The sequence below is a fragment of the Actinoplanes sp. NPDC049118 genome (assembly GCF_040648555.1).
In the GTDB taxonomy this organism is placed as follows: domain Bacteria; phylum Actinomycetota; class Actinomycetes; order Mycobacteriales; family Micromonosporaceae; genus Actinoplanes.
On the sequence record NZ_JBEZDY010000007.1, the window covers coordinates 37,945 to 49,764 of the forward strand.

At 70.0% G+C, this 11,820-nt stretch carries 14 protein-coding genes; 3 read left to right on the forward strand and 11 right to left on the reverse strand.

Annotated elements, in window-relative coordinates; all coding sequences use genetic code 11:
- Positions 1 to 5: 5 nt before the first annotated feature.
- From AB0B58_RS12375 to AB0B58_RS12390, 4 genes are read right to left on the reverse strand one after another with little or no spacing between them, the layout of a single operon-like run.
- Positions 6 to 1,301, reverse strand: a complete 1,296-nt coding sequence (locus AB0B58_RS12375; RefSeq protein WP_360221939.1) for a PrsW family intramembrane metalloprotease — start codon at positions 1,299 to 1,301, stop codon at positions 6 to 8.
- Positions 1,298 to 1,867: a hypothetical protein gene (locus AB0B58_RS12380; protein WP_360221942.1), complete on the reverse strand. Its 570-nt coding sequence runs from the start codon at positions 1,865 to 1,867 to the stop codon at positions 1,298 to 1,300. Before AB0B58_RS12380 ends, AB0B58_RS12375 begins: the two co-directional genes overlap by 4 nt.
- A 56-nt stretch (positions 1,868 to 1,923) precedes the next feature.
- Positions 1,924 to 2,484, reverse strand: a complete 561-nt coding sequence (locus AB0B58_RS12385; RefSeq protein WP_360221945.1) for an RNA 2'-phosphotransferase — start codon at positions 2,482 to 2,484, stop codon at positions 1,924 to 1,926.
- A complete protein-coding gene (locus tag AB0B58_RS12390; RefSeq protein WP_360221948.1) occupies positions 2,481 to 3,257 on the reverse strand; it encodes a methyltransferase domain-containing protein in 777 nt (258 codons plus the stop codon). Before AB0B58_RS12390 ends, AB0B58_RS12385 begins: the two co-directional genes overlap by 4 nt.
- Positions 3,258 to 3,275: 18 nt before the next feature.
- On the opposite strand from AB0B58_RS12390, the gene AB0B58_RS12395 reads away from it, so the two are divergent.
- A complete protein-coding gene (locus AB0B58_RS12395; protein WP_360221951.1) occupies positions 3,276 to 3,662 on the forward strand; it encodes a PPOX class F420-dependent oxidoreductase in 387 nt (128 codons plus the stop codon).
- A gap of 73 nt (positions 3,663 to 3,735) precedes the next feature.
- On the opposite strand, the gene AB0B58_RS12400 is transcribed toward AB0B58_RS12395, so the two are convergent.
- The gene (locus AB0B58_RS12400) at positions 3,736 to 3,945 is read right to left on the reverse strand and encodes a BldC family transcriptional regulator (protein WP_014687221.1); all 210 of its coding nucleotides are present in this window, start codon (positions 3,943 to 3,945) and stop codon (positions 3,736 to 3,738) included.
- 302 nt (positions 3,946 to 4,247) lie between these two features.
- Positions 4,248 to 5,087, reverse strand: a complete 840-nt coding sequence (locus AB0B58_RS12405; RefSeq protein WP_360221954.1) for a hypothetical protein — start codon at positions 5,085 to 5,087, stop codon at positions 4,248 to 4,250.
- 162 nt (positions 5,088 to 5,249) lie between these two features.
- Between AB0B58_RS12405 and AB0B58_RS12410 the strand changes: the two genes are divergently transcribed.
- Together AB0B58_RS12410 and AB0B58_RS12415 are read left to right on the forward strand one after the other, a co-directional pair.
- Positions 5,250 to 6,332, forward strand: coding sequence for a Glu/Leu/Phe/Val dehydrogenase dimerization domain-containing protein (locus AB0B58_RS12410; RefSeq protein ID WP_360221957.1), 1,083 nt, complete (start codon positions 5,250 to 5,252; stop codon positions 6,330 to 6,332).
- 195 nt (positions 6,333 to 6,527) lie between these two features.
- Positions 6,528 to 6,746, forward strand: coding sequence for a DUF3073 domain-containing protein (locus tag AB0B58_RS12415; protein WP_184998193.1), 219 nt, complete (start codon positions 6,528 to 6,530; stop codon positions 6,744 to 6,746).
- 124 nt (positions 6,747 to 6,870) lie between these two features.
- On the opposite strand, the gene amcA is transcribed toward AB0B58_RS12415, so the two are convergent.
- From amcA to AB0B58_RS12440, 5 genes are all read right to left on the reverse strand, one after another.
- On the reverse strand, positions 6,871 to 7,095 hold the full coding sequence (amcA, locus tag AB0B58_RS12420) for a multiple cyclophane-containing RiPP AmcA (protein ID WP_360221962.1): 225 nt from the start codon (positions 7,093 to 7,095) through the stop codon (positions 6,871 to 6,873).
- The gene (gene amcB, locus AB0B58_RS12425; protein ID WP_360222690.1) at positions 7,064 to 8,167 is read right to left on the reverse strand and encodes a cyclophane-forming radical SAM peptide maturase AmcB; all 1,104 of its coding nucleotides are present in this window, start codon (positions 8,165 to 8,167) and stop codon (positions 7,064 to 7,066) included. Before amcB ends, amcA begins: the two co-directional genes overlap by 32 nt.
- A gap of 145 nt (positions 8,168 to 8,312) precedes the next feature.
- Complete coding sequence (purM, locus tag AB0B58_RS12430) at positions 8,313 to 9,464, reverse strand: phosphoribosylformylglycinamidine cyclo-ligase (protein WP_360221965.1); 1,152 nt, start codon at positions 9,462 to 9,464, stop codon at positions 8,313 to 8,315.
- 104 nt (positions 9,465 to 9,568) lie between these two features.
- Entirely contained in the window at positions 9,569 to 11,179 is a 1,611-nt protein-coding gene (gene purF / locus AB0B58_RS12435; protein WP_360221968.1) for an amidophosphoribosyltransferase, read from the reverse strand.
- A gap of 78 nt (positions 11,180 to 11,257) precedes the next feature.
- The gene (locus AB0B58_RS12440) at positions 11,258 to 11,539 is read right to left on the reverse strand and encodes a sterol carrier family protein (protein WP_360222693.1); all 282 of its coding nucleotides are present in this window, start codon (positions 11,537 to 11,539) and stop codon (positions 11,258 to 11,260) included.
- Positions 11,540 to 11,820 lie beyond the last annotated feature (281 nt).

The following is an 11,820-nucleotide window of genomic DNA, read 5'->3' on the forward strand; positions in this document are numbered from 1 at the left end:
CCGTCCTACCCGCCGCCCAGCGTGCTGATGGCGGCCCAGAGCACGGCGATGGCGAGGGCCGTGGTGAAGACCGTCGACGCGGTACGCCGCCACGGGCCCTTGCCCGCCGGCGCGGTCGCCTCCGGGTGGCCGAGCCCGACGAGGATGCGGCGCTGCCGGCGTACCTCGTGACACCAGCGGCCGAGGTCGGTGGTGCCGCGGCTGAGCTCGACCGCGAGCCGGGCCTGCGCGCGTTGCAGCCGCCGTACGGCTGACCGGGCCCGAAGGCCGGCCCGGGTGCGGGCGTGCCAGCGCGCGGTCGCCCGGCGGGAGCCCGACTTGAGGACCTCGAGCTCGTCCGGCGTGATCAGTTCGGGGTCGTCGAGCTTGGCCAGTTGATCGGCGTAGTAGTCCGCCTCGCGGTCGTGTGCGGCCCGCACCAGCACCATGATCAGCAGCAGCGGCGGCAGGCCCTTGAAGACCAGCACCGCGAGCAGCGCCAGCGCGCCGTTGCCGAGGCCGTCGCGGAAGAGCGGCGAGTTCCAGAGCACGTGCGAGGCCCAGGCGCCGAGGACGGCGAGCATGGCGACGCCGAGCCGGGTCCGCCAGCCGCGGTCCGCGCGGACGACCAGGTAGCCGATGCCCGCGCCGGCCAGCGCGCCGAAGAGCGTGTGGCTCCACACCCCGGAGAGGAAGCCGCGGAGCAGGAACGTCGTGATCACCGGTTCGACGTGGTCGCCGCGGCCGGCCAGGGCGACCGCGCCGAGCGCGTACACGATGTCTTCGACGATCTGGAATCCCAGGCCGACCATCGCGCCGTAGACGACGCCGTCGAGCACGCTGTTCACCTGCGCGCGGGCGATGAGCACGATCGCGACGACGCCGAGGGTCTTGGCGATCTCCTCGACGGTCGGTCCCGCCAGCGCGGCTCCCCAGTCGGCCGCGAGGTGCGGCGAGCCCAGCTTCGCGATGAGGTCGTCGAGGGCCGCGCTGCCCGGAAGGGACACGGTGGTGGCCACCAGGCCACCCCAGGCGAAGGCCAGCACCAGCAGGGCGGGCGGCTCCCGCTCGAGGAAGTCGAGCTCGTTGACGACCAGCCAGAACGGTACGGCGAGCAGCGCGAAGAGTGCGGCCGCGGTCGCGGTCGCCAGCGGATACGTGGCGGCGAACCGTCCGGCGATCATCGTCATCCGGACGCCGCCGGCCACGAGCAGGGCGAGCACGACCCAGAACGCGGGCAGTCGCATCAGCCCCTCCCCCGGCGCGTACCCCGGCTGCACGGGTGCACTCCTGGCGCTGCGCAGCCGGGGCTCGGCCGTCATTGCGCGGCCTCCGGGTCGTACCGCAGCGTCTTGGTGCTGGCGTCGATCGCGGGCAGGATCCGGCCGAGGTCCAGGTCGGCGCCGCTGACGGTGACCTCGATCGTGCGGCCGTCGGCCACGAAGACCGCGTACCTGCCGCCGCGGCCGGGTGCGGTGTAGCCGCCCTGCAGACCGGCCAGGCCGGTGCCGGTGGCGACGGTCAGCTCCGTGCCGGTGACCTGGTAGCCGGACGTGCCGGTGATCCGCTGGCGGAGCCGGATCGCCGCGGCGCCCAGATCGCCGTCGAACCGGCGGACGGTGATCAAATATCGGACCGGGCCGATCCGGAACAGCACCGTGCCGGCGTCCTGGGTGGGCCGGGTCTCGGTGACGTCGATGCGTGCGCCGGGCGGCGGAACTACGGTCACGCCGCCGCCGATCACGTACGGGCGGTCGCTCGGCACCGGCCGTTCGGCGGGCAGCGCGCGGTCGAATGCGGGCAGCCCGAAGGCGATGCCGGCGAGGGCCGCGACGAGGCTGAGCGCACCGAGGAGGTTCGTCAGCTGACGCCGAGTAACCCACCCCATCCCAATACGCTAACGGCCCATTCGTGCGTACTCTCGGCATAGAACGTTTTGTCCGTTTACTCCAAACGTTCGTGCAACAAACCCGGCGGAACCGCGGAGGTGAGCCAGACCCCGTTGTCGCTGCGGTGGAAGGAGTACCCGGCCCGGGCCATCGCGCCCGCCGCCACCTCGAGAACCACCACGTCGGGGGACCGACGGCGACCGACGGTCAGGGCCGTCGGGACGTCGGGCGACAGATGTACGTGGTCGCGGCTCCGCGGCCGGAGCCCGTCCTTCATGATCGAGCCGAGGTTGGCGCGGGGCGTGCCGTGGAACAGCGTGGCCGGCGGTTCGACGACGGGCAGCTCGAGGTCGACGTTCACCCGGCGGGAGTGCCCCTGGCTGGCGCGGATCCGTTCGACGCCGCCCGGGTCCGCCGCGACGGCGAATCGGGCCTTGTCGTTGCCCGCGACCACGGCATCCAGGTCGGCGCGGGAGATCTTCAGCGCGGTGAGCAGTTCGGCGACCGGCACCCAGCCGTTCGCGTCCAGGGCGAGGCCGGCCGCCTCGGGCCGGTGGCGTAGCACGAGCGACATGCGCTTGCTGAGCCGAACCTGCTCCGGGGTCAGCGCGGTCATGCGTACAGCTCCATGACCGCAAGGTAGTAAGGCCGATCGGCGGTGTCGACCGACTTGAGCCGCCACCGGGTGCCCTCGAGCAGCTTCTCCAACTCGTCCACCGAGCAGTTCAGGTAGTCGAACCACTCGGTCGCCAGCAGCCGGTACCGAAGCCGCAGCCGCAGTTGTCCGCCGAGCCGACCCCGCTCGGCGTTGCGGCGCTGGTAGGCGACGTGCACCGGGTCGGTGGTCCCGTACGGATCGGTGCCCTGCGCGATGATCTGCGCACCCGGGCGGGACAGGCGCGCGAGCGCGGCGAGGAAGTCCGGTGCGCGTTCGGGACCCTCGATCAGCCCGAGGTTGTTTCCCAGCAGCAGAAACGTGTCGTAGCGGGCCGCCGAACGGGCGTAGGCGTCGACGGTGTTGAGCACCGTGTCCCGCAGCCCGCGCTTGCGGGCCACCTCGATCGCGCCGGCCGAGGTGTCCAGCCCGGTGACGGCCATGCCGCGCTTCTGCAGTTCCAGCGCGGTACGCCCGGCGCCGACGCCGACGTCGAGCACAGCGCCGCGGACGAGCCGCAGCGCGCGGTGGTCGTGCGGCTGCCACTCGTCCGGCTCGGCCAGGTAGTGGTCGGCGGGGGCGCCGTTGATCAGCCCGTCGTCGCGCTCGATCACCTCGATGACCGGCCGGGGCACCCGCCCACCGGCCAGCGGCCGCGGTCCGATCCCGGTACGCACCGCGTACGCGTCGCGGATCATCTCCCCGAACACGTCACCCAGCAGCGGTTGATCCATTGTCACTACTCTTGATCCATGGCGACGCTGGAGCAACTCGGTTCCGAGAAGTACGTCCTTCTGACGACGTTCCGCCGCGACGGCCGGGCGGTGCCGACCCCGCTCTGGGCGGTGCCCGACGGGTCCGGGCTGGCGTTCTGGACACCGACCGACGCGGGCAAGCTCAAGCGGATCCGCAACAGCGGCCGCGTCACCGTGGCGCCCTGCGACCTGCGTGGCAACGCCACGGGCGAGCCGATCGAGGCGCGGGCGCGGATCGGCGACGCCGCGGACCTTCGCCGGGTCGGGGAGGGCCTCAAGCGCAAGTACGGCCTGATCGCCCGGCTCACCCTGTTCGGCAGCCGGCTCCGCCGCGGCGCGGACGGCACGGTGGCCGTCCTCGTCTCCGCAGAACCGGCCGCCTGACAAGACGAAGGAGGGGCGACTGCCTTACGGCATTCGCCCCAACTATCGATCTCTCGGCCGACCGCGGTTCGTTTCAGTCGCCCTGACGCTGCGTGGGAATCTGCCCCTGCAGCAGGGCACGAACCTCCGACTCACGGTAGCGACGGTGCCCGCCCAGGGTGCGAATTGCACTGAGCTTGCCCGCCTTGGCCCACCGGGTGACGGTTTTCGGGTCGACACGGAACATCGATGCCACCTCGGCCGGCGTGAGTAGCGGCTCAGGATCATGCGTACGCGATGCCATCGGTCACTCCTCCACAGGTACCTAAAGACATCGGCCGGGGTCCCGCCGGCCGGTGCGTCTCTCATGGTCCGGCTAGTCCCCGATGTCCGACATGGGCCGAACGGCCGAACGTCCCTAGATAGACGGTTGAAGCATGCCCGATTTTTACCTGTTTTCTACGCCAGAAAGCGTCTTGTTTGGACCGATTATCACGCTTCGCGGGTCAGCGATTACGAGGAGTGTTCGCCTAGAGAGCGCTCTCTCGTGACGGGTTCCATACCCGTTCGTCCGATTTTCCCTGGTCACAGCGTTACATGTGTCGATCAGTTGCAGCGCTCGAGAAGCTGGACCGCGCGCCACCGCGCGACGAGCTTCTCGTAGGCCTCCGTCGCCGAGTCGGCGTCACCCCGGGAGAGTGCCGAAAGTCCCGCCGCCACCAGGCCGGGTGAATCGTCCTCCGCCAGGGCGTCCTCCCCGAGCAGACCGGTCAGGCCGCCGTAGTCCAGCTCGACGACCGATCGCGGGTGGAACTCCTCCAGCCACCGGGTGCCCTCCTCGACGGCGTCCGTGATCGGGGCATCACCCAGCGACTTGCGCAGCACCGAGACCGCCCGGTGCGCCCGGCGCCGGGCCTTGGAGATCTCCGTCCGGTAGCGCAGCGCGCGCTTGCCGCCGGTCAGGTTGATCTCCCGTTCGTCCAGATCCACGAAGACGAACCAGCGCAGCGGCACGCCCCAGGTCGCGATCTGCTCGTGCACCCGGGGCACGCCGTGCTCCAGCACCTTCGCCCCGCTGCGCCAGTCCTCCACGATGGCCTTGGCCTGGCCGGCCAGCACCGGCGGCACGAAGGCGTCGGCCAGCACGCTGGGAACGCCGTCGCGGGCATTGAGCGCGGCCTCAGCCACTCGCAGGCGCAGGTTCCAGGGGCAGACCAGCAGCGTGTCGCCCCACTCCAGCACGTACGCCTCGTCGGGCAGGTCGGGCAGGCGGGTCCAGCCCGCGCCCAGCGCCTCCAGCACGGCGGTGCGCTGCCGGACCGGTCCCTCCACCGGGCCCAGCGCGCGACCCTCCCGCGCATAACGGCGCCAAAAAACCTGGCGGTCCCGGTCGAAGGCGGTCAGCGGTTCGTAAACCCGCAGGTACGACGCGAACAGTGACGGCACGGCGCGATCCTTTCACGAAATCGCCCGGGATTGACTCGCGGCACGGGGCCAATCGGAGTGCCCCATACGCGGCTAGGCTCGCTGATGTCCGGCACACCCCGCCGGAGCAGGCAGCCAGGCCCCACAAGGGCCGCACCCACACACCTGTAGGAGTGAGCAGTCATGGGCGTGTTCGTAAGCAGCGACGGCACCGATGCCGCCGGGCACGAGCAGGTCGTCTTCTGCCAGGACCGGCACACCGGCCTGAAGGCGATCATCGGTATCTACTCCACGGCCCTCGGGCCCGCGCTGGGCGGCACCCGGTTCTATCCGTACGAGAGCGAGGAGGCGGCGCTCGCCGACGTCCTCAACCTCTCCCGCGGGATGGCGTACAAGAACGCGCTGGCCGGACTCGACCTCGGCGGCGGCAAGGCCGTCATCTGGGGCGACCCGGGCCAGATCAAGACCGAGGGGCTGCTGCGGGCCTACGGACGCTTCGTGGAATCGCTCCGCGGCCGCTACTACACCGCCTGTGACGTCGGCACCTACGTGCCGGACATGGACGTCATCGCCCGCGAGACCAGCTACGTGACCGGCCGCAGCCTCGAGTACGGCGGCGCGGGCGACTCGTCGATCCTGACCGCGTGGGGCGTCTTCCAGGGCATGCGCGCCGCGGCCGAGCACACCTGGGGCACACCGACCCTGGCCGGGCGCCGGGTCGGCATCGCCGGGCTGGGCAAGGTCGGCAAGTACCTGGCTGGTCACCTGATCGAGGACGGCGCCTCGGTGGTCGCCACCGACGTCAACGAGGCCGCGCTCGAGTGGGCCCGCACCACGTACCCGCAGATCGACCTCGTCGCAGACACCCAGACCCTGATCACCAGCGACATCGAGGTGTACGCGCCCTGCGCGCTCGGCGGTGCGCTGAACGACGACACCGTGTCCGCCCTGCGCGCCAAGATCGTGACCGGCGGCGCCAACAACCAGCTGGCGCACTCCGGCATCGAGAAGCTCCTCGAGGAGCGCGGCATCCTCTACACACCCGACTATGTGGTCAACGCCGGCGGCGTGATCCAGGTGGCCGACGAGATCGAGGGCTTCAACTTCGAGCGGGCCAAGCTGCGGGCGACCCGGATCTTCGACACCACCGGGCAGATCCTGCGCCTCGCCGACGACGAGGGCGTGCCGCCGGCGGTCGCCGCCGACCGGCTCGCCGAGCGCCGCATGGCGGAGGTAGGCCGGCTCCGGAGCATCTTCCTGAGCTGAGCCCCTGGAAGGTTGCGCGGTTTGTACACCATCGCGCGTCGGGTCTGTGACAAGCGAGGACGCGCGATGGTGGTACACGCAACCCGAGGTGCCGAAGCAGGCATCGTCCATGTACCGTAAGACCCACGAGAGATGCCTGACGTCATCGGGGCCCGCCTTCGGGCTGCCCCGAATTCTGTGCGAGGGGGTCGAGCCATGGGGCGCGGCCGTGCTAAGGCCAAGCAGACGAAGGTGGCCCGGGAGTTGAAGTACCACTCCCCGAACACCGACCTCACCGCCTTGCAGCGCGAACTGGCGGGTGCCGGTGGTAAGTCCGACCATCATTTCAACGACGACGATGATCAGTTCGTCGACGACGATGACGAGGACGACGCGGACGACGACCAGGACCCCTGGTCGCCTACGAGGCGCTGACCCGTATTGCACAGAGCACGCGGCTTACCGCGTGCTCCCGTGTGTCGTGGTCATTCCGTGGTCATTCCGACGGGACTATGAAGCCCACGCGGTGAACACCGCGTGGGCTTCATGAGCCGCACCCTCAGCGGGGGCGGTTGTTCCAGTTGTAGAAGGTCGGGATGTTCTCGAAGTGGTTCCAGGCGCAAACCGCCGAGCCGTCCTTCGTCGTGGACTCCGCGCGCCTCTGCCGAGCCTCCTCCGCCTCCTCGATGAGCGCGGCCAGCCCGGTCCGGGTCTGGTGCAGCCGTGCCGTCACGGGATCCGTCTCCACGCGGTCAGACGGCCGTGGGCTCGTGATCTCGGGCATGGTCCAGCACTCCCTCCAGTAGGCGAATCTTGCTGTTTCGGCAGTGGTCGGTCTCCGTGACGTCGAACCGGCCGTGTTCGAAGTAGCGGTTGGCGGCGTGCGCGCCACCGCAGAAACCGAAGTACGGGCACTGGGTACGACAGGACTCGACGCCGTCGAGGAACTCGCGGATCCAGGGCGTCTCCGTGGCCCGGGCCAGGATGTCACCGAGTGGGGTCGTCAGCACGTTGCCGCTGGAGAAGTCCCCGTAACGGGGGTCGTCGAAGCCGGCCAGCTCGGGTGAGAGCAACACCACACTGCCGTCGTGCGCGACCGTCGGGATCGGGTCCAGGCGGCGGGGCAGCACCTCGTCGGCGGTGCCGTCGAGGGCCGCGGCCGCGTACCGCAGCGACCACTCGATCTCGCGCAGGTGGATCCGGGGGTCGCGGCGCCAGGCACCGACCAGCTCGGCCCAGAAGGCCGTCACGTCGCCCTCGGGATGCCGGTTGTCGCGCTTGTTGACCCCCTCGAGCTCCTCGACGTTGATGCCGAGGACGTCGCAGCCGAGCTCGAGGAAGTATTCGTACAGCTCGGTGGCCAGGCCCGGCTCCGGCCGCCCGACCACGCAGAGCGCGGAGAACGGGATCTCGTGCCGGCGCAGGGCGTCAATGCCGCGCACGATCCGGTCGTAGGCGGGCCGGTCGCCGCGGGTGACCCGGTCGCCGTTGCGCGCCTCCGGCCCGTCCACGCTCACGCTGACCCGGATCTGCCGCCGGGCGAGGAACTCGCACCAGTCGTCGTCGATAAGCGTCGCGTTGGTCTGCACGTGGTGCTCCACGTCGGCGGCGAAGGGCGCCAGCAGGGCCGCGAAATGGTCGCGGCCCGCGGCGAGCGGCTCGCCCCCGTGCCAGACCACCGAGAACCTTCCCGTACGCGACCAGGGGTTCACGGACGCGGCGACGGCCTGCGCGACCTCGACGGACATCTTCCGGTCCACCTGCCGGAACGGCAGGTAGCAGTAGGAGCAGTCGAGGTTGCAGAGGGTGGTGGGCTGCATGACGACATAGGTGGGTACCGGCGCGATGCCCCGCATCCCACTCCACAGCTGTGCCACCGCTGGTACACCCCCGTTCGTCGTCAGGCTAGGTGCCGTCGTCCACCCTTCTGTTGAAAAAATGATCCGCGCGTGCCGACACATCGACACGCGCGGATCATTTCATACCAGGCACGGGAAGACTTCAGCCTCGGGTGTACTGGCCGACCATCTGCACCTGACCGGTGCCCTCGATGACCTCGCCGACCTGCCAGGCCTCGACGCCGCGGCCGGTCAGGTAGGCCATCGCCCGGTCGGCATCGTCCGAGGAGACGATCGCGAACATGCCGACGCCCATGTTGAACGTGGCTTCCATCTCGGTGTCCTCGATCCGGCCCTTGGCCTGGATCAGGTCGAAGATCGACTGCGGGCGCCACGACGAACGGTCCACGACCGCGTCGGCGTGCTCCGGCAGGATCCGGACCAGGTTGCCGGGGATGCCGCCGCCCGTGACGTGCGAGAACGCGCGGACGTCGGTCTCCTCGATCAGGCCGAGGCAGTCCTTCGCATAGATCTTGGTCGGCGTCAGCAGCTCCTCGCCGAGGGTGCGCTGCCTGCCGAAGTCCTCCACCACCGTGTCCAGGCGCATCCGGCCCGCGCCGAGCAGCACGTGGCGCACCAGCGAGTAGCCGTTGGAGTGCAGGCCGGACGAGCGCATGGCGATGACGGCGTCACCGATCTCGACCCGGTGGGCGCCGAGGATCTCGCTCTCCTCGACCACGCCGACGCCGGTCGCCGAGACGTCGTACTCGTCAGGACGCAGCACGCCGGGGTGCTCGGCGGTCTCGCCGCCCAGCAGGGCGCAGCCGGCGTAGCGGCAGCCGTCCGCGATGCCCGCGCCGATCTCGGCCACCTTGTCCGGCACGACCTCGCCGCAGGCGATGTAGTCGAGCAGGAAGAGCGGCTCGGCACCGCAGGCGACCAGGTCGTCGACGACCATGGCGACCAGGTCGATGCCGATCGTGTCGTGGATGTTGAGCTGCTGGGCGATCACCAGCTTGGTGCCCACGCCGTCGGTCGACGAGGCCAGGATCGGGCTCTTGTATTTCTGGGTGTTGAGCTTGAAGAGGCCGGCGAAGCCGCCCAGGTCACCCATGACCTCGGGGCGGGTGGTCCGCTTGACCTTGGACTTCAGCAGCTCGACCGCGCGCTCACCGGCGTCGATCGAGACACCGGCGTCCGCGTACGTCACCGTGCGCTTGCGTCCGCTCCGGCCGGCACCCGCCGACCACGGCTGGTGGTCGGCGCCTTCAGCACCGTTGGATCCGGCACTGTTGCGCTCGGACACGTGCGTCACGGTTCTCCCCTTAGTGCGCGGTTACCCCACGCGGTTGCAACTGTCGGTGCCGCGGTCTACGACGTCTCGGGTGGTGCTGGTGGTTCCGGTGAGCGGCCTGGAAACTACGGGCGACGCAGAGCGTCGGCGCCGCCCGGGCTGCCCACCAGGGGCTTCGCGGTCTCCCGCTCGTCCTCGGCGTACTGCTCGTCATCATGATCCTGCTCGAGCCCGCCCACCGCAGCACCGGTGGCCGCAACAGTGGCGTCGGGCATGGCGGCGCGCTTGCCGACACCCTCGAGCAGGTGCTTGCCGATCAGGTGACCCGCCGGCAGTTCGATCGGATACTGCCCATCGAAGCAGGCCATGCAGAGCCGCGTCTTCGGCTGCTCGGTCGCCTGGACCAGACCGTCCAGCGAAACGTAGCCGAGCGAGTCGGCGCCGATCGAGCGCCGGATGCCGTCGATCTCGAGGCCGTTGGCGATCAGCTCGGCCCGGGTCGCGAAGTCGATGCCGTAGAAACACGGCCACTTCACCGGCGGCGACGAGATGCGCACGTGCACCTCGAGGGCGCCGGCCTCGCGCAGCATCCGGATCTGGGCCCGCTGGGTGTTGCCCCGCACGATCGAGTCGTCGATCACGACGATCCGCTTGCCGCGCACGACCTCGCGCAGCGGGTTCAGCTTCAGCCGGATCCCGAGCTGGCGGATCGTCTGCGAGGGCTGGATGAAGGTGCGGCCGACGTAGGCGTTCTTCATGAAGCCGGCGCTGTACGGGATTCCGGAGGCCTCGGCGTAGCCGATCGCGGCCGGAATGCCCGACTCCGGCACGCCGATGACCAGGTCGGCCTCGACCGGGTGCTCCTTGGCCAGCTTGCGGCCGACCTCGACGCGGGCCGAGTAGATGTTGCGGCCGGCGATCGTGGTGTCCGGGCGGGCGAGATACACGTACTCGAAGAGGCAGCCCTTCGGCTCCGGCGCCGCGAAGCGGGTCGAGCGCAGCCCGTGCTCGTCTATCGCGATGATCTCTCCGGGCTCGACCTCGCGGACGAAGCTCGCGCCGACGATGTCGAGGGCGGCGGTCTCGCTGGCCACGGCCCAGCCGCGCTCCATCCGGCCCAGGACCAGCGGGCGGACGCCCTGCGCGTCACGGGCGGCATAGAGCGTGCCCTCGTCCATGAAGACGAAGCTGAACGCGCCGCGCAGCCGCGGGAGCACCTCGACCGCCGCGGCTTCCACCGACAGGTCGGGGCGGCTGGCCAGCAGCGTCGTCACCAGCGCGGTGTCGGAGGTGCCCATGTCGGCCTCGAGCCCGCGCTCGGCGACCTCACGGGCGAGCTCGGCGGTGTTGACCAGGTTGCCGTTGTGCGCCAGCGCGATCGTCGTGCCGGCGGTGGTGGCCCGGATCGTCGGCTGGGCGTTCTCCCAGTTCGAGCCGCCGGTGGTCGAGTAACGGGTGTGACCGATGGCCAGGTGTCCGCGCAGGCTGGCCAGGGTGGGCTCGTCGAAAACCTGCGAGACCAGACCAAGATCCTTATAGACGACCACGCCGGAGCCGTCGCTGACGGCGATGCCCGCCGCCTCCTGACCCCGGTGCTGAAGTGCGAAAAGCCCGAAATAGGTAAGTTTCGCGACCTCTTCTTCGGGCGCCCAGACCCCGAAGACGCCGCAGGCATCCCGGGGTCCGCGGTCCTGGGGGTCGAGATCGTCGGTCAACCGGCCGTCGCCTCGGGGCACGCGCTTGCTCCCTCATGCTGATCTGCTCGGACTTGCTGGTCTCTTCCGACCGCCCAGTGTACGCGAGCCGGAGACCGCTCAACTCCGGTGCACAGGGAGGTACGGAGCCAGATCTGTGCGTATTCCGCTGGCCTGCACCCGGCCGGACGCCACCGCATCGGCCCAGGCCAGGCGCCCGGTGGCGACCAGAAGCCAGGTCATCGGATCGGTCTCGACCACATTGGGCGGAGTCCCTCGGGTGTGACGCGGCCCGGCCACGCACTGAATCGCACCGAAAGGTGGAATACGGACCTCCACCGATCGGCCCGGCGCGGTCCGCGCCAACTCGGCCAACAGCGCTCGGACAGCGTCGCGCAGCATCGTGCGGTCGGGTTCGACGCCCCGATCCAGCGCGTCCAACGCGTCGGTCACGGACTCGGATTTATTGTGCGCAGGAGACACGTCGGGACAATACGACCCGGCTTCGGATAAGAACCGGGCGGCCCTGGGTCGCGCTGACGTCGTGTGACAGGGCATAGTGGCCGACGGTGTGTACTCGTCGCGGGATCCTAGGGCAGATCGAAGGCAGCCCGGTGACCGTGCGACCCGGAAGGCGGTGGACGTGACAACGCACCTACGAGCCAGGGCTCTCCAGGCCGGTG